General features: G+C 27.9%; 16 protein-coding genes. 3 read left to right on the forward strand and 13 right to left on the reverse strand.

Features of this window, described 5'->3' with window-relative positions; all coding sequences use genetic code 11:
• Positions 1–7: 7 nt before the first annotated feature.
• Genes B2P65_RS10355 through B2P65_RS10365 form a run of 3 tightly spaced genes read right to left on the reverse strand, consistent with a single transcriptional unit; the run spans position 8 to position 2448 of the window.
• Positions 8–880, reverse strand: a complete 873-nt coding sequence (locus B2P65_RS10355; RefSeq protein WP_346847105.1) for a hypothetical protein — start codon at positions 878–880, stop codon at positions 8–10.
• The gene (locus tag B2P65_RS10360) at positions 873–1637 is read right to left on the reverse strand and encodes a hypothetical protein (RefSeq protein ID WP_346880135.1); all 765 of its coding nucleotides are present in this window, start codon (positions 1635–1637) and stop codon (positions 873–875) included. Before B2P65_RS10360 ends, B2P65_RS10355 begins: the two co-directional genes overlap by 8 nt.
• Complete coding sequence (locus tag B2P65_RS10365; protein WP_346847103.1) at positions 1624–2448, reverse strand: hypothetical protein; 825 nt, start codon at positions 2446–2448, stop codon at positions 1624–1626. The genes B2P65_RS10360 and B2P65_RS10365 overlap by 14 nt, the downstream gene beginning before the upstream one ends.
• Positions 2449–2910: 462 nt before the next feature.
• Between B2P65_RS10365 and B2P65_RS10370 the strand changes: the two genes are divergently transcribed.
• Complete coding sequence (locus B2P65_RS10370) at positions 2911–3645, forward strand: hypothetical protein (protein ID WP_346878089.1); 735 nt, start codon at positions 2911–2913, stop codon at positions 3643–3645.
• A gap of 167 nt (positions 3646–3812) precedes the next feature.
• Here the strand turns inward: B2P65_RS10370 and B2P65_RS10375 are convergent, their stop codons facing one another.
• The 7 genes from B2P65_RS10375 to B2P65_RS10405 all read right to left on the reverse strand — a co-directional run bounded on the left by B2P65_RS10375 (position 3813) and on the right by B2P65_RS10405 (position 12750).
• Entirely contained in the window at positions 3813–4409 is a 597-nt protein-coding gene (locus tag B2P65_RS10375) for a hypothetical protein (RefSeq protein ID WP_346880136.1), read from the reverse strand.
• 588 nt (positions 4410–4997) lie between these two features.
• A complete protein-coding gene (locus tag B2P65_RS10380; RefSeq protein WP_346847099.1) occupies positions 4998–5528 on the reverse strand; it encodes a signal peptidase II in 531 nt (176 codons plus the stop codon).
• A gap of 41 nt (positions 5529–5569) precedes the next feature.
• On the reverse strand, positions 5570–6814 hold the full coding sequence (locus B2P65_RS10385) for an MFS transporter (RefSeq protein ID WP_346847098.1): 1245 nt from the start codon (positions 6812–6814) through the stop codon (positions 5570–5572).
• Between the two features lie 358 nt (positions 6815–7172).
• On the reverse strand, positions 7173–8747 hold the full coding sequence (locus B2P65_RS10390; RefSeq protein ID WP_346880137.1) for an amino acid carrier protein: 1575 nt from the start codon (positions 8745–8747) through the stop codon (positions 7173–7175).
• 70 nt (positions 8748–8817) lie between these two features.
• Positions 8818–10107, reverse strand: a complete 1290-nt coding sequence (gene lysA / locus B2P65_RS10395) for a diaminopimelate decarboxylase (RefSeq protein WP_346880138.1) — start codon at positions 10105–10107, stop codon at positions 8818–8820.
• Positions 10108–10368: 261 nt separating this feature from the next.
• Positions 10369–12222, reverse strand: coding sequence for a sigma-54 interaction domain-containing protein (locus tag B2P65_RS10400; RefSeq protein ID WP_346880139.1), 1854 nt, complete (start codon positions 12220–12222; stop codon positions 10369–10371).
• Positions 12223–12372: 150 nt separating this feature from the next.
• Positions 12373–12750, reverse strand: a complete 378-nt coding sequence (locus tag B2P65_RS10405) for a CoA-binding protein (RefSeq protein ID WP_346847094.1) — start codon at positions 12748–12750, stop codon at positions 12373–12375.
• 319 nt (positions 12751–13069) lie between these two features.
• Here B2P65_RS10405 and B2P65_RS10410 point away from each other — a divergent pair, with 319 nt between their 5' ends.
• Positions 13070–15058, forward strand: a complete 1989-nt coding sequence (locus B2P65_RS10410) for a fructose-1,6-bisphosphatase (protein WP_346847093.1) — start codon at positions 13070–13072, stop codon at positions 15056–15058.
• A gap of 205 nt (positions 15059–15263) precedes the next feature.
• Here the strand turns inward: B2P65_RS10410 and B2P65_RS10415 are convergent, their stop codons facing one another.
• Both B2P65_RS10415 and B2P65_RS10420 read right to left on the reverse strand, forming a co-directional pair.
• A complete protein-coding gene (locus tag B2P65_RS10415; protein WP_346847091.1) occupies positions 15264–15668 on the reverse strand; it encodes a GNAT family N-acetyltransferase in 405 nt (134 codons plus the stop codon).
• Between the two features lie 66 nt (positions 15669–15734).
• Positions 15735–15866: a hypothetical protein gene (locus B2P65_RS10420; RefSeq protein WP_346847435.1), complete on the reverse strand. Its 132-nt coding sequence runs from the start codon at positions 15864–15866 to the stop codon at positions 15735–15737.
• A 392-nt stretch (positions 15867–16258) separates the two neighbouring features.
• On the opposite strand from B2P65_RS10420, the gene B2P65_RS10425 reads away from it, so the two are divergent.
• Complete coding sequence (locus B2P65_RS10425) at positions 16259–16921, forward strand: hypothetical protein (RefSeq protein WP_346847090.1); 663 nt, start codon at positions 16259–16261, stop codon at positions 16919–16921.
• A gap of 142 nt (positions 16922–17063) precedes the next feature.
• Here the strand turns inward: B2P65_RS10425 and B2P65_RS10430 are convergent.
• On the reverse strand, positions 17064–18246 hold a 1183-nt coding region (locus tag B2P65_RS10430; RefSeq protein ID WP_346880140.1), incomplete at its 5' end, for an MSCRAMM family protein.

The raw sequence follows: 18246 nt of genomic DNA on the forward strand, positions 1-18246 counted from the left end.
TAAATAATTACTTTTCTAAAATATCATACCTTTTAATTTTATTTGCTCCTATAAATATGGTTGCTATTGATAATACTACACATATAACTATTCCATATACTATACTTACTCCACTGTCTCCAATGTTTAAATTACTACGTAATATCATTAAATAATTACCTATAAAAAATGAATTACAATAAAAAGGTGTTAGAGTTAAAACAGTAATGATAAACATGTTACTTATAATTGAATTAGTAAAGAGTGAAATTAATAATTGTATTAATGAAAAAGTAATGGATGTAATAAGTGGAAGTATTATTCCGACTACGAGTATTCCTTTAAAATTAAACTTTGAAATGTCTAGATTTGATAATATCAGATTTAGCTCCTTTGATAGTTCCAGTGATAATCCTCCGTGGAAAAGTGAAAAAACTGTTATGACAATGATAAAAATCGTATAATAGATTAGAACATTATATATGACCCATAGACACTTAGAAAGCCACCATGAAACTCTGCTTTTAGTTCTAATTAATACCTGAATTCCTGATTCACTTAAATCCTTCAATGGAAAATATCCAATGATAATGCTTAAATATATATTTACTAAAAACCATTGAGGCAGCTTATCTTGTAGTTCAACTGCATTTCCATCAAAAACATTCATTCCTCTAAACATAAATAATATAAAATCTGAAAAAGAGATTTCTTTACTAATCTTATTAAATTGTATAATTTTTTCAGCTCTTATTTGAAATACAAAACATAAAAATATAAATATACATAGGGCTATTGCATATCTTTTCCATCCCTCTATAGTACCTTTATAAAAATCATGTTTAATCTGTAAAAAGAAACTTCCTTTTTTCTTTTCATCACCAAATTTTATATTATTCATAATAAAATTCCTTTCTTTTTCCCAGAATAACTCCTAATATTATTGCTATTAATATAAGAACTATGCCATATGAAAACCCAATAATTAATTTATAGATGCTATTAATTGCTGTGTAATCAATATTTATCACTTTACATACAATTGGTACTGAAATTTCTAAAAATCCCAAGGTTACAACAAACAACCAGCTTATAATCTTCTTATTTGTTATCCAATATATTAATAATGAAATAGTTAATATTAGAACAATTCTGATAAAGGAACATAATAAAAACATTGTAATTACATAGTTTAAACTTATAGAGCTACATACAGTTTTATTTATTTTAAAGTAAATACTATTCACATTATTCCAGTTTATAAAGTGTGTAGTCATTAATCCCCCAAAGAAATAAGTGCAAAGGGAAATCCATATTGAAGAAAATATAGATAATAAGCTTATTTTATATACCTGTTTTATCCATAATAAAGTCCTACTTTTTTGTTTTATAATACTATTTATCCTTAGGTCATCTTTAATAATGTTAAAAAGCATAAAATTTGCTAAAATCATAATTTCAATTCCAAAAAACCAATATGCTGATACGTATATAAATGCATCTGCCACACTTTGAACATTATGAGTAAACACTCCACTTCTAATATGAAATAAAATTATAATAGCTAAAATAATCATATATCCTATGATTATTAGATAGTTACATTTTATATTTCTTAAAAACTCTTTTGTCCAATTTTTTAAATTAGTATATATCATCTTTCACTCCCTTGAAGAAAAACATACCAAATGTAATGATTGATAATCCAATAATTTCTCCTAAAACTACATATCCATTACATACTTCAAATCCTGGCTGCAAAAAATAGAAGGGAATATATTTAGCTAAATTAAAAGAACCTAGTACTGTGTAAACAAATATATATACTATAAATGGTGTAATTAACGCCATGAACCTATATTCAATGAAGAAACTCACTGATAACCCAATAGTAGCTATCAATCCACTAAAAATAAAATCTATCATTAAAAATCCAATTAAATATATATAAGGATGTGTAAAAAATAATTTACTCCATAAATGTGTTGGTCCTATTGCAAAGCTTTGAGTTACTTGAGGTACAAATGAGGGTAAAAACATAGCTGCAATAATCAAATTAACAAGTAGTGGTATAGTTATAGCTAATCCACCTGAAATGAAGGTAGCTATATATTTTGCTAAAAAATAATCCTTCTTTTTCGTTCTAATAAGAACATTTTTTATATATCCACTTTTTCTGTCAGTAAAAAAGGTATCTGCAAATGGTATTGCCGCTAACAATGGCAATAAGGCAAAAAATATATAGCTCTGTGGAAGTATATTAATATTACCAATCCACGCCTGAAATACGGTGGTTGGGGACGCCATTGGATAATTATCCACCACAACCCTTTCATTAAAATTGGCTATTGGGATAACATATGTAAAAATTTGTGACACTGTAATTAATAGCCCTAAAAAAAGTACAAGAGCCATAGTTTTACTTTTAATCGCTCTACTCAATTCAATCTTTATAAGTTTATTTTTCAAAATCTCACCTTCAATTCTAATAAATCACTTTAGTATATTTTTTACTATATTATTATATTTTTCATTAAATAACAAATTTAATATATTTATAGCGTTAACTTCTGTCAATTTATACATATTTATTTGTTTGCTTACAGAAAGCAAATATTAAAATGGTTACCTTTAAAGTATATCAAAATAAACTTTTAATTAAATAAAAGATACTTGAAAAGTCTAAATCTTAACTTAAGTTTCTTATTTTAAAATTATTTAGACTTTTAGAAGTAAATTTAAGTGAAACTTACTTTAATAGCTAATTTATAAAAGAAACTTAAATTGTAAAATATATAAATTATTTTCAAAATATAATATTGCCAAATGAACGTAAATGAACTATTGATATAGCTTATTATATAGAAAGAGGAACATTCAATTGAATTCTCTGATAAAATTTTAGAACAATCACCTGAGAATAAAAAAATCATGCAAGAGTATTTAAAAGAAAACTATAGTTCTATAGATTTAGAAGATGAAAGTGAATTTAAAGATTTAGCCATTATGGATTCAGATAAATTTGATGAAACTTCTGCTCAATGTTCAAAGGAATTGCAAGAGGATATAGAAAAGAAGGAAGATATATATAGAAAGTATCTTGGAGAAAAATTCACTAGTTTTAACCTTGTAAATTTTAACGTATTAAATCGAATAGAAGCTTATAAGCATAAGGATAATCATATTGATTGGGATAACACTAGAGATAAAATGATATATGAAAACTTTAAAATTCTTCAAAAGGAATTGCCTAAGGGAAAGTATTATGGACAATGGGGACTTAACCATACATTTCAAAGTAAAGAAAAAGATAAAATGTGGTTTGCTGCCTATCTAAATTCTGATGACTCAATATTTAAAGATAAGCTTTTGACAGTAATATATAACTATGATAATTGTGAGAAAATTAATATATCAGGGAATGGTAGATATTCCCCACATAAGTTCGCAGTTGTTTATCCACAAGTTAAGGAAACTAATGATTTATTAGAAGGCAATTTGAATATTTATAAATTAACAGGTGAGGATTCACCTTTTTCTGAAACACCAATGTATTATACTTATAATGGAGAAGAACTAGAAGCAAACATGTTAGATTTTTTTCAATATATCGTTTGTATAAGAGAATCTAAAGCAGCAGAGCCACTTAATGATGAGTATAATTAACTAAAATAAGATATAACTAGTAAAATATATAATCATATAAAGCTATAACATTCAAATAAATTCAGTTTATACCATTTACTTTTATAAGTAAATTAAGAAGACTTCTATAAAGAAAATAATATAAACACTAAGGAACTCCATAGAATAACTTCTGTGGAGTTCCTTAATTATTCCAATTTTAAATACAGATTGTTATCTATTATTTCATAGTCACATTTATCTGGAAAATTTCCCTTAATCTTTTCAAGTTTATCCCTATTTCTTTTAACAATAAATCCACTTATTACCGCAGTATTATCATCTTCCCATGAAATGTCCATTCTTATAACGCGATCATCATTAAACTCGCCTTCTATTTTAGGTGCCTTAATTGTTTTTTTAAAGAAAGAGCCTACTTTTTTATAAAATCTTACATTAGCACTTGGGTACCATGAAGTTTGAATATTTACTATTAATATATTTTCATTATTTGGTGAGGTATATTCTTCTGAAGTACGAAATCTATCATCTAAACCATTACCAATATGTAATGTAAATACATAAATGAACAAAAATATAATTGCTATCACCATGTAAAAAAATTTTTTCATCATAAATATTGAAACTATTGCTAAAATAGAATAGATAGCAATGTATGTATAAATGATTTTGTCATCATTCAATAGTGTAATTCGAAATTGTAAATCAAGAAACAATTTTATTCCTGGTATTAAAATTAATAGAGCAATTATAAAATATTTTATTATTTTAAGCCTTTCTTTCATGAAATATCCTCCCCGAATAAGTAAAAAATATATATCTCTGTGAAAGTATATTAATATTACCAATCCACGCCTGAAATACGGTGGTTGAGAACGCCATTGGATAATTATCCACCACAACCCTTTCATTAAAATTGGCTATTGGGATAACATATGTAAATATTTGTGACACTGTAATTAATAGTCCTAAAAAAGTACAAGAGCCATAGTTTTACTTTTAATTGCTCTACTCAATTCAATCTTTATAAGTTTATTTTTCAAAATCTCACCTTCAATTCTTATAAATTCTTTAGTATATTTTTTACTATATTATCATATATTTTATTAAATAACAAATTTTATATCTTTATAGTGTTAACCTCTTTTAATTGATATATAACTTCTACAATACTTATGTCCACGAATATAAAAAAAATTTAATTGAATAGATACAACCTACATCCATATAAAAATAAGCCACATGTTGAATATTAATTCCACATGCGGCTTTTCTTGTTTCCATTATTTATTTAGAAGTTGGCAAATAATTTTAGAACAATGTTACTTAACTGCAACCGTTAATTCTTATTCTTTCGATGATTAAATTTATATTTATAACTTTCGTAAAATATGTTTAGTAAAATCTTTTACTATATCATCATCAATTTGGTTTAAAACTTTGTTTTTAAAGAGCAATGCTAAGATTAGCAACCCCATAAAAATATTTATATATACATCTTTTAAGTCAAATGTAAAAAACCCATTTACTAATATATAGTCTAAACTACCATTCCAAAAAATCTTGTCAATTAATGAACACATGGCACCAGAAAATATGAAAGCATACATAATATTAATAGTTTTGTTAGGTCCAAATTGCTTATTTAGATATTTATAAAACAGATATATTAATATACTCATAGTTGCTACTATTGAAATATGAATCCATTTACCGATACCTAATTGCAACATAGAATTAAACCATGAATAGTCCCTATTGAACATAGGCTTAAAGTATAATAAAGGAGGCAATATAGGAAGTTTTTTGTCAAGAAAATTATTATTAATTACCATTTTAATAGCCTGCTCTATTGCTACTAAAATAAGCACTGCTATACCTGTCTTTTTGTTTTGAATCTTCATATTTATTCTACACCACCTAATATAATTAATCTTAACATAATTTACAAAACTTTGAAACAATTATTCCCCTTTAAGACTCTTCTGCTCCCAAAGCTTATTATGAAAAGAATCACTGCAAGTACTATAAAAGCTACCCTTAATGAAGTTACTTGTCCTATGACACCTAATAATGGAAATATCATAATCATAAATATACTGAAGCATATACTTTGAACAGATATTAAGGTTGCTCTTTGAGCTGATGGGATAAGCTTATTTATATAGTCAGAGCTAACAGGATATAGGATATTTATACTTACAGAAAACATAATAAATCCTATGATAGCAATTAAATTCTTACTGCTAATAAGAACTATAAGCCACGCTCCTCCTAACATCGGAACTATATAAAGCATAGCTTTTTTTAATTTTCTTTCTACTTTATAGGCGAACTTTGCTCCTATGGCACAGCCTATACTTGATATTACATAGATTATCGCTATGAAACTTCTAGAGTATCCCATTTCACTAAAATACTGTTGAGTATAAAAATGAGTAGTTGTGCCGGTCATAAATATTAATTCAAAAAACATCATTATTAGTATGATTTTTTTATTAGATTTCATTACTTCATAACAGCTTTTAAAATGGCCTACTATAGTCACTCTTTCCTTTGCTTCTTCATGAAATTCTGGTTCTTTAAATCCAAAGGAAATTCCTAGTGCACATATACTTACAATGGCTGCTAATCCATAGCTATATGTAAAGGAGTAATCTGATAATATTCCTCCAACTAGTACAGCTATTCCTTGAGCTACTTCAATTATAAAATTTAAATTTCCATTTATCTTTAGGTATTTTTCCTCTTCTCCTGTAACCTTTAAGGAGTCATAAACCAAAGCTTCCTCTGAACCTGAGTTTAAATTATAAGATATGGCGGATATTACAAAGGCAATGGCGAACCCTAAAAAACTATTGCAAAACAGCATTAAGATTGCCCCAATTGCGGACATTATCCTTCCAAGTATTATAGTATTCTTTCTTCCAACAATATCAGCAATAGCTCCTGTTGGAACTTCACATATTAAACTGGTTATATGGTGAACTGATTCTAAAAGTCCTATTTCTATAAGAGACATGCCTTTATGAGCTAAATATAATACCCAAATGGCAGAACTTATATCTATGGAAGATAAAAACTTATACATATAATCAATTTTTATATTTTTCTTTATCCTATCTAAGTAATCTATGCTCTTCCCTTTATTAATTTTATTTATATTTAAACTTTCTTTTACGTTATTCATTGTAACTCCCCCTAATGATTTCTATAAGTAAAGCTTCATAGAAGCTAAGAACTCTGTTAATTAGCATAATAAAAGACTCTATTATTAAGAATTTAATCTTATAATAAAGTCTTGGAGTTACTTTTGAAGTTGAAGGACTATCATTCCTGCAAAATCATCTTAAAAAAAGATACAGTAACCCCTTGGTTTTCAATATTGCAGTTTTAGTCATAGAACTGCTGCTCATTGGGGTATATCCTTTTTTTATATTAAGATATCTCACAGTTGTTTCCTCCATTTTTTCTTATATAATTTATTATATCATATGGGTAATATTTTAGTATACATTATTATCCTATTTTTTATATAATTTAAATATTTACATAGATACTTCTTTCTCTTCTTTATAATCATCAATTCCATAGTTTCCCCAGCAAGGAGTTTCAATTCCTATATCTAGAGAGTTAAACTTTGCGCCTTTAGTGCTATTATAATTATCTAAAGCTTTAAATACAATTTTACATCCTAATAGTAATATAGGTACATTGGCATATACAACAAGTATGTTTACTAAGTCAGATATATACCATAGGTTCCCTAGTTCTAGTCCTGATAAAACTGTTAAACAACCAAAAGGTACAAATATAAAGGCACCTAAACTTCTTATGGTATTAATACATTTCTTACTTTTTGATATAAAGTTTCCTGATATCTCTGCAAATAGAATCATTCCAAGCAATGTTGTAAATGCAAATAATCCATAGCATAAAGATATTATTATAGTAGCAATTGAGTCAAAGGCTGTACCTGGAATTAAATATTGTACAGAGGTTAAATAAACTGTTAGCTTAGAACCTTTTATACTCTCCCAAGCCACTCCGGATTCAGCTGCCCAAAGGCTTGCCATAACTACAACTATTCCTGTCATTGTGGCAATTACCATAGTATCTAAAAATACGCCTAGAGCTTGTACTAATCCTTGTTCTACTGGATGATCAGTATCTGCAGTAGCTGCGGCCATAGTTATAGTACCTTGTCCAGCTTCATTTGACATAAGACCTCTTTTTATTCCTTGAGCAAGTGCTACACCAAAGGCCCCACCAAAGATGGCTTGTGGTTTAAAGGCACCCGCAAATACTGATGTGAAAAATACAGGTACTTTATCTAAGTTAAATATAATTATTACTAATGTTATTCCTACATAAACTATAGCCATTATAGGCACTAATTTATCTGTAACCTTGGTAACACCATTTATTCCTTTAAATACAGTAACTACAACTGAAGCTATTAATAATATAGTAATTGCATAGTATAGTAATGATTGTCTTTCATAAACTGTTCCTGTAATTGTTTCTACTACTGAACTTAAACTAGTTACAATATTAAAGGTTTGAGCTGGTATACAGAACATTGCATATACAATAAATAAAACAGCTAGTACTATTCCTATTGCTCTTTTATTTCCTAAAATCTTCATCCCATAAAAAGGTAGTCCTCCAACAAACTCATCGTCCTTTTTCTCTTTAAAAATTTGAGCTAAAACTGCTTCTACAAAGGCTGTAGCCATTCCAAAGAAGGCAGAAACCCACATCCAAAATATAGCTCCTGGTCCTCCTACACTAATTGCTCCTGTAACTCCTACTATATTCCCAGGTCCTATTCTCATGGCTGAACTTAGTAGAAATGATGCTAAAGGACTAATACCAGCTTCATGAGATTTCTTCTCTGCAAGTATTTTAATCCCTTTTTTAAACTTAGTACATTGAACAAAGCCCATTTTAAATGTGAAATAAATACCTGATCCTACTAAAAGTAAGATGGCTAAAGAAAACTTTCCTATTATAGGAATATTAGAATACCATTGAAAATTAGTTGGAAAATCCCATAAAAAGTCTGCCACTGGTACTATAAATTCAAATATTTTATTTATGGAGTTAAAAAATCCTTCCATCGTTATATCCCCCCGAAATTTTATAATGTGTAGTTATTATCTCATATCACCCATATTTAAACTAGAATTATTAAATTACATCCATGGAAATTAAATCCTCGTAGCTTTCACGTCTTACAATAATTCTTTCTTGTCCATCTTTTATCATCACTACAGCAGGCTTCGGAATTTTATTATAATTGCTAGCCATGGAGTAATTATATGCACCTGTACTCATAACTGAAAGAATATCTCCTCTTTCTATAGAATGAGGCACCATTAAATCCCATATTAGTATATCTCCTGATTCGCAGCATTTTCCAGCTATTGTAACTGTTTTATTTCTTTCATTATCCATTTTATTTGCTAAATATGCTTGATACTTTGCTGTATATAATGCGGTTCTTGGATTGTCTGGTAATCCTCCATCTATGGAGACATAGGTTCTTACTCCTGGAATATCCTTAATAGTTCCCACAGTGTAAAGAGTTATACCAGCTTCTCCAACCATCCATCTTCCTGGCTCAATAAAAATCTTAGGCATTTTAAGTCCATTTTCATAGGTTTTTTTCTTAATTGCTTCCATTATTGCATCGATAAAATAGCTTAGAGATTTTGGCTTATCGCTTTCTAAATATTTTATGCCAAAGCCTCCTCCAACATTTAACTCTTCTATTTCTATATCTAAATCATTTTTTAGCTTTTTCATCAATCTAATTGCGTTTTCTATAGCTTTCAGATGAGAGGAGTTATCAAATAATTGTGAGCCTACATGGAAATGGATCCCTCTGAAATTTATATTTCTTGATGTTGTTGCTATAGTTATAGCTTCCTTTATAATTTCATCATCTAATGGAATACCAAATTTAGAATCCTTTTGACCAGTACTTATATACTTATGAGTATTGCAATCTATATTTGGAGTTATTCTAAATAAGATATCTACAACTTTATTTGCTTCATTGGCAAGGTCATCAAGCACTTGTAATTCATCTAAACTATCAACCACTATTCTTCCTACACTATACTCTATGGCCATTTTTAATTCTGCTGTTGTCTTGTTATTACCATGAAACATTATGTCCTTTGGGTCAATGCCAGCTCTAATTGCTACAAAAAGTTCCCCCCCTGATACTACATCTATTCCCATGCCTTCTTCTTTCATTATTTTACACATTTCTAAAGTCAAAAAAGCTTTACTTGCATAAAATGCCTTAGTATTAGGATACTTTTCTATGAAACTTTCCTTTAACTCTTTACACTTGTTTCTTATGCAATCCTCAGATATTACATATAAAGGTGTATCGTACTTTTGTGCTAATTCCTGAACATTACATCCATAAAAATATAAGTTTCCTTCTTTAATGCTATTTTGTAACATATCTATTGCCTCCTACTAAATTTCTTACTTTAATAGTAAAGCAATATCTATGCCACATTTTTAAAAGATATTTACTAAATTAATCCCTTTAAAATAGCCATTTTTTATTAGTGTTTAAATATAGTTTATATGTTTTTCCATATTTTCGAACTATTCTAAATATTGTTTTCTAAAACTTTGATTTTGCTCAATATGTAAGAATTTAAAACAGTTCATTTTTACGAACGCCATTCCGCATTAACGGAATATTTATATTTAATTTTATCTATAATCATTTATATTGATATTATATTTTTTTAATTTATCATAAAAGCTGGTTTTTCCAACTTCTAATATGTTTAAACAAGCTTTAATATTTCCTTTATAAGCTCTTAAACAGTTAATTATTATTTTCTTTTCTGCTTCTTCTAAACCAACTTTTAAACTTTCATTTATTTCTTTTGTTTCATTCTTTGTATTGTATACTAATATATCTTTAGAATAAATTACGTTAGAATCATTTAAACTTATTGTTCTCTCGAGAACATTTTCTAATTCCCTTATATTTCCTAACCAAGATAAGCACATTAATTTGTTCATTGCTTCTCTAGTCATAGTAATGGGTTCTTTTTTTAATTTCTTAGATAAATTTTTAATTAACTTGTCCACCAATATGGGTATATCTTCAATTCTATTTCTAAGAGGCTCAATGTATATAGGTATAATATTGATTCTATAATATAAATCTTCTCTAAATTCCTTTTCCTTTATTAATTGTTCAAGATTTTTATTTGTAGCACATATAATTCTGGTGTCTACCTTAATTTCTTCTATTCCTCCAATTCTATAAAAGGTTTTATTTTGTAAAAAATTAAGTAGTTTACCTTGAATCTTTAATGGCATTTCTCCTATTTCATCTAAAAATACAGTACCATTATTAGCCAATTCAAATAATCCTGGTTTACCTGACTTTCTTGAATTAGTAAATGATCCACCTTCATATCCAAAAAGCTCACTTTCCAAAAGACTTTCTGGTAAAGATGCACAATTTATGTGAAGAAACTTATTATTTTTCCTATTGCTGATATTATGAATTTCTTCTGCTAAAGTACTTTTGCCCGTTCCACTTTCCCCTAGTATTAATACCGTTGAATCTGTTTTTGATGATTTATAAGCTATTTTCTTAATATCATTTATATGGGTGCTTACCCCTTGAAACTTTTTGAAACATCTTGCTATATTTTCATCTTCTAATAATTTTTCTGTTTTTTTAAGATTCTTTAATAAAACGTTTCTTTCTTCTATTACCTCTTTCAATTCTGTTATATCTTCAACTCTTAATATAGCCCCAATTTTATTTTCTTCTGAATATAACGGTATAATTGATGATAATGTAGCTATACCATTAATATTCATAAATTCATTTGTAACTATATTATCTTCTTTAGTAGCACACCTATAGAATTTATCCATTTCATTATTTCTTTCATGAACATTAAAAATGAAATCTCCAATAGGATTTATAGCCTGTGCATTCTTACCTTTTTCTCTAAAAACTCTCTCTTCTAATATGTATCTTAAACTTTCATTTCTAGCTGTATAGCCCTTACTTTGATAAAATACCAGTTCATTATTTCTAATTATCACCATATGTCCAACAGCATATCTATAATTCATACTATATATTGTGTCATTTATATTTATTCCTAATATTTTTTTACTATAGTCTATACTTAACCTATACTTTAATCCCCTATATACTCCATCAAGATATACTTCCCCACTTTGATCACTTACTTCTATAATTTTGTAATTCTCATTAACATGATTATTAGAACTTTTATATGTACCAAAGGCTAAAATTGAATCTCCCTTTTTAAGGTTTTTATCATAGATACCGATCTTCTCAAATGACTTATAATCTAGTTCCCCATCGTCCTCACCAACTTTATTATCTACAATAAAAACCAAATCATCTTTTTTAAGTCTATCTGACTTATGACTAATTTTTGTAGATTCAAATATTCCAAATATCTCCTTAGCCTTTTTATTGTAAGTTGTTATTATTCCCTCTGTATCAATAACAATAACTCCTTGTGAAATATTATCTAGTATTTCATTTAAAGCTTCACCCATAAGAACTTCCCCCATGTCTTACCCTATAAATAAACTCCAACCCAAATTTAAAAATGAGATTGGAGTTTATTTATTGTTTATTTATTAGTTAGATCTTTCTAATCCATAGATTACACATTTGTTTTTAACATTTTCTATATGAAACAAGGACTATGATTTCAATAATTCTACATGCATACAGTCTTCTAGTTCTATGTTAAAACCTAATTTTTTAGCTTCTTCTATAACTTCTTCATTAAAAGAACCTGGTTGGAACCATACATTTTTGATTCCTTTTGCTTTTATTTTAGGAAGAGCTTCTAAAGTAATTTTAGGATTAACTATTACATTTATTCCATCTATTAATTCTGGTAACTCTTCTATAGATTTATATAACTTTATTCCATCTATAGAATCATATTTAGGGTTTATTCCATAAACAGTGTATCCTCTATCCTCTAGTTCTCTAAAAATCTTGTATCCAAATCTTGTAGTATCAGTGGTAGCCCCAAGTAAAGCCCAGCGTTTTAAGTTAAGCATTTTATTCATGTTTATCACTCCTAATCTTATTTTATATATAGTTTGTTTATTTTTCATAGTTACTATTCTTTAATCCTATCATGTAGAATATATCTTTTCAATTCTAATATAGATATGTGATAACCTATTTGTCTATGATATTAGTAAATTATATAAATTTCATGTATAATATCATATATATAATAATTATAATATAGCATATTACATATAACTATATAGATAGTAATTTTTCAAATAACTATATAGATAGCAATTTTTAATAACTATCTATAGATAACTATTTTACCTTTAACTATCTGAATAGTTATTTGCTAAGAAGGAGATAATCATGAGCGGAACTTGTGAAATAAGTGCTGATATAATTGAAAAGGATTTAAAATACCTAGAACTTCTTTCTCATAATTTTCCTACAATATCAGATGCTTGTACTGAAATTATAAACTTGGAGGCAATATTAAATTTACCTAAAGGTACGGAGCACTTTTTAACGGATCTTCATGGTGAACATGAAGCTTTCCAACATGTACTTAAAAATGCTTCAGGTGTGATAAAAAGAAAAGTTAATGATATCTTTGGCAATACCCTTAGAGAATCTGAAAAAAAAGCTTTATGCACTCTTATATATTACCCTGAACAGTATATAGATATTGCCCTTGCTAAAGAAGATGACCCCGATGATTGGTATAAGATTACTCTTAATCAATTGATTCAGGTATGTAGAAATGTATCATCTAAATATACTCGTTCTAAGGTTAGAAAAGCTCTTCCTGCAGACTTTTCCTATATTATAGAGGAGCTACTTCACGAATCTGAAGCGAGACCAAATAAACAAGATTATTTTAATGGAATATTAGATACCATTATTTCCATTGGTAGAGCTAGCGATTTTATAACTGCAATTTGTAATGTTATTCAAAGGTTGACTATAGATTCTCTTCACATAGTAGGTGATATCTATGATAGAGGTCCTGGAGCTCACATAATTATGGATATTCTATGTAATTATCATTCCTATGATATTCAATGGGGAAACCATGATATACTTTGGATGGGTGCAGCAGCTGGAAATCATAGTTGCATATGTAATGTTATTAGAATTTGTACTAGATACGCTAATCTAGAAACCTTAGAGGATGGCTATGGTATAAACATTTTACCTCTAGCTCGTTTTGCTATGGATGTATACTCTAATGATCCATGTAAATCCTTTAAACCAAAGGTTACTAATGATTACTTTAAAGAAAAAGACTTAAAACTTATGGCTCAAATGCATAAGGCAATTTCTATTATACAGTTTAAATTAGAAGGTGAAATTATTAAAAGACACCCTGAATTTAATATGGATGATAGAAGACTTCTTGATAAAATTAATTATGAAAAAGGAACAATTGTTATAGGTGGTAAAGAATATGCATTAAATGATACTAACTTCCCTACTATAGATATTAATAATCCTTATAAACTGACAGATGAAGAAAAAGAATTAATGTCTAAGCTTCATAGTTCTTTCTTAAATAGTGAAAAACTTGAGAAACATGTTAGATGTCTTTACTCTAAGGGTAGCCTTTATTTAAAGAGCAATTCTAATCTTTTATATCATGCCTCCATTCCTTTAAATGAAGATGGCACTTTTAAGAATGTTAAGCTTGGAAACAAGGAATTCTGCGGTAAAGAATATTTAGATAGGGTAGATAGAATTACTAGAGAAGCATATTTTAATGAATGTGATAGCAAAAATGCTCATTATGCTTTAGATTACATGTGGTATTTATGGTGTGGCCCTGATTCACCTCTCTTTGGTAAAGATAAAATGGCTACTTTTGAAAGATATTTTATAAATGATAAGATTACTCATAAGGAAAATAAATGCCCTTACTTCAATCTTAGAGATAATGAAGAGGTTTGTAATAATATATTATTAGAATTTGGTCTTTCTCCTAAACATTCTCATATAATTAATGGACACGTACCTGTTAAAACTATTAAAGGTGAAAATCCTATAAAGGCTAATGGGAAACTTTTAGTTATAGATGGGGGATTTTCTAAGGCTTACCAACCTGAGACAGGCATTGCAGGCTATACTTTAATTTATAATTCCTATGGCCTTCAATTAGTTCAGCATGAGCCTTTTGAATCAACTCAAACAGCCATTGATGAGGGGAAAGATATCATATCTACCAACTTCATTTTAGAATTTAACTCTAGAAGGCTAAAGGTTAGAGATACTGATATAGGTACGGAGCTTATAAGTCAAATTCATTACCTTCAAATGCTTTTAAATGCCTATAGAAAAGGTATAATTAAGGAAAGAAAATAAATTAAACCAAGGGAGCTTTTTGAAATAAGCTCCCTTAAATATTTTTATAACCTTATCTTCCCAGAATCCATAACAAATTCTTTCATCATCTAAAACTACCCCTTCCTCAATGGAGTCTTTAATCAACTCAAAAGAGTTATTGAGATAATATGAAATTTCTATATCAACTGTATCTATCATATAATAAAATCTTTTATCACAGGGATTAAGCATTGAACCTGTAAAACCAATTGTTCTGATTATATGTAAAATCAAATTTTTTATAGAAATTATCCAGTCCATTATTTGCAATCAAACCAATAATAGCACCATCTATACAGTTTTTGTCAATATAGTCCATTATTTTTTCCATAATTAGTGTACCAATCTTCTGTTTTTGATAGGACGGTATAACTATTATATCTTGTATATAAAAAACCGTTCCACCATCTCCAACAATTCTTCCAAATCCAATTATCTTGTCTTGGTCTTCTATACAAACACAGTAGATCGAGTTATTCAATCCTTTTTCTATTTTGTCATGTTGTAATACCCTCCAACCAACAGAATTTCTTAAATAAATATATTCTTCAATTGAAGGTTTCCTTTCGCTTACAATAACATTTTCCATATTTAAACCCTACCCCTACATTAAATTTCAAAAATTACTGCTACATATTATACTAATATCACATACCTAACAACATCCCTTTAATTGTTCCTTTCTTTCTGCTATTAGCTTTTCTATTTCTTCCAAGTCTTCTAGTGTAGCTTTATTTTTTATAAATCCTCTAGCTGTACTTCTGCTCTTTAAGTTATTATCTTTCATTCTAACACCTCTTTATTATAATCTAATTAGATTTATTCTCCAACTATGTGTTATACAAAAGAGAAAGATGCTAGTAAGGATTTATTCCCTACTAGCTTTTAATTTTATTCTATTTTATCTTTTAGATATATACTATCTTTTTTAAAGCATCCTGAATTACTTGTGAGAAGTTTACTTTCTTTTCTTAATTTATTAAGCCATGATGATGTAATCAAAGTTTTTTATTTCTCTATTATCATATTCTTTTAATATAATTATATATGTATTTCAAAAAACTTTATTTCAAAAATAATTGATATTTGGTAAATTTTATTATATTATATAATTGCTTTAAATAAGAATTATCTAAATAAAAACAATTTACAGATTTTAAAAACAAAGGGGAATTACATATGAAAAAATTTATAAAACCTAGTATTCTTTGTATCGTTATGTTATTAAGTCTTTCATCAATTTTTTTAGGATGCAGTAAAAAGACTATTCCTATTGAACAAACTGCAAAAGCTTTTTATGACTTAGTTATTTTACAAGATAGCGCCGAATTTGAAAAACTTGGTGTGACAAATGATGAAATTACATCTATGGCAGAAATTCAAAAAAAATCAATGAATGAAGTTACTAAAGCTGGTTTTGTACAAGCTGGTCTACCTATTACTGATGAGCAGTTAGATCAAATATATAATGTTCAAATAGAAGCTTTAAGAAAATTAAAACCTACTATAGAAGTTGTTTCTAGTGATAAAGAAATATCTCAAGTTAAAATATCAACTACATATGTTAATATGGTTGAAGCAAGTACTAAAGCTGGTGATGACACTATTTCTGAAGTACAAAGCAAACAAATTTCTGATATGACTAAAGTATCAGAAATTTTCATCAAAAAAATAATTGAAAATATTAATGCATTAACTCCTTCAACTGATGTTAAATCAACTACTTTTGAATTTGAAAAAGTAAAAATGAACTTTGGTAAGAAAACTGAAGAAGTTTGGGTACCAAAGGATTCCATTTCATTTGGTAATGATTTAGCTAATATGTGTATAGGAAATAATTAATAAATTTAAATAGGCAATTTTTGTTTAAAGTAAAAAGGCTGTTGTATTTTACAATAGCCTTCTTTACATATACATAGAATTTAAAATATATGTCTTACTTTTCATGTTAGATATCTATTTTTATATTTTAATTTTATTACTTTTATTTTTTCCTTTTTGATACTAGACTAACGCCACCTATAATTGCTAATGCTCCAATTATAAGTTTATAATCAAATACCCCACCAGTCTTTGGCAAAACATTTATTATTTTATCAACAATCTTTTCTGCTTCATTTTTAACAGTGAATTTTTGTATTTCCGTAGAATTAACCTTAACTTGTAATTCTTCCTTACTTAAAATATATCCCTTAGGAGCTTTAGTTTCTTTAATAGTATAACTACCATAATCCACATCATTAAAAGCTGCAATACCATCCTTATCAGAAACTACAGTCGTTACTTCTTTGCCCACTCTGTCATATAAGGTAAATTCTGCACCTTGAAGCACTTTTCCATTCATATCAGTTTTAGTAATTACAATACTGCCCTTAATTCTGTTGTTTACCACCTCATAGCTGTATATCTCACCATCTTTGTCTACAAATACCTTTATTGTGCCTTCTGAAGCTAAATATCCTTCAGGAACTTTTGTTTCTTTTATTGTATATTCTCCATAAAGAATATCTTTAAACAACACAGTACCATCTTCTCCTGATACAAAAGTTTTAATTTCTTTACCCTCTGAATCGTATAATGTAAATTCTGCTCCTTTTAAAGGCTTCTTATCTTGATCTAATTTTTTAACTTGAATCGAAGCTCTAATTCTTGTGTTAGACACACTTTCAGGATTTGCTTTTACAGTTTTATCATTTTCAGTTATATTAGCAGTTAGTACTTCCTCTAGAATAACATATCCCTCTGGAGCTTTTGTTTCCTTTATAGTGTACTTGCCATACTCTACATTTTCAAATTGTACTTTTCCATTTTCATCACTTATAGCTGTTGCTATAGGATTTTCAAACTTTGTATCAACTTCTTTATAAATCTTGAATTCTGCTCCTTGTAATGGGTTTTTATCTTCGTCTAGCTTAGTAAACTCTATACTTCCTCTAATTTTTGTATTAGATATACTTTCAGGGTTCGCTTTTACTACCTTTCCATCTTCAGTTATGATAGCAGTTAGTATTTCGCTTGAAAGAAGATATCCTTCCGGAGCTTTTGATTCTTTTATAGTGTACTCTCCATACTCTACATTTTCAAATTGTACTTTTCCACTTTCATCACTTATAGCTGTTGCTATAGGATTTTCAAACTTTGTATCTATTTCTTTATAAAGCTTAAAC

The sequence above is a fragment of the Clostridium sp. UBA3061 genome (genome assembly GCF_002367465.1).
Taxonomy (GTDB): Bacteria; Bacillota; Clostridia; order Clostridiales; family Clostridiaceae; genus Clostridium_J; species Clostridium_J sulfidigenes.

Coding starts and splice junctions, on each gene's coding strand:
- B2P65_RS10385 (WP_346847098.1), bottom strand. CDS start 6,814: ATGAATAACGTAAAAGAAAGTTTAAATATAAATAAAATTAATAAAGGG.
- B2P65_RS10410 (WP_346847093.1), top strand. CDS start 13,070: ATGAGCGGAACTTGTGAAATAAGTGCTGATATAATTGAAAAGGATTTA.
- lysA (WP_346880138.1), bottom strand. CDS start 10,107: ATGTTACAAAATAGCATTAAAGAAGGAAACTTATATTTTTATGGATGT.
- B2P65_RS10420 (WP_346847435.1), bottom strand. CDS start 15,866: ATGAAAGATAATAACTTAAAGAGCAGAAGTACAGCTAGAGGATTTATA.
- B2P65_RS10355 (WP_346847105.1), bottom strand. CDS start 880: ATGAATAATATAAAATTTGGTGATGAAAAGAAAAAAGGAAGTTTCTTT.
- B2P65_RS10390 (WP_346880137.1), bottom strand. CDS start 8,747: ATGGAAGGATTTTTTAACTCCATAAATAAAATATTTGAATTTATAGTA.
- B2P65_RS10425 (WP_346847090.1), top strand. CDS start 16,259: ATGAAAAAATTTATAAAACCTAGTATTCTTTGTATCGTTATGTTATTA.
- B2P65_RS10360 (WP_346880135.1), bottom strand. CDS start 1,637: ATGATATATACTAATTTAAAAAATTGGACAAAAGAGTTTTTAAGAAAT.
- B2P65_RS10375 (WP_346880136.1), bottom strand. CDS start 4,409: ATGAAAGAAAGGCTTAAAATAATAAAATATTTTATAATTGCTCTATTA.
- B2P65_RS10405 (WP_346847094.1), bottom strand. CDS start 12,750: ATGAATAAAATGCTTAACTTAAAACGCTGGGCTTTACTTGGGGCTACC.
- B2P65_RS10370 (WP_346878089.1), top strand. CDS start 2,911: ATGCAAGAGTATTTAAAAGAAAACTATAGTTCTATAGATTTAGAAGAT.
- B2P65_RS10400 (WP_346880139.1), bottom strand. CDS start 12,222: ATGGGTGAAGCTTTAAATGAAATACTAGATAATATTTCACAAGGAGTT.
- B2P65_RS10415 (WP_346847091.1), bottom strand. CDS start 15,668: ATGGAAAATGTTATTGTAAGCGAAAGGAAACCTTCAATTGAAGAATAT.
- B2P65_RS10380 (WP_346847099.1), bottom strand. CDS start 5,528: ATGAAGATTCAAAACAAAAAGACAGGTATAGCAGTGCTTATTTTAGTA.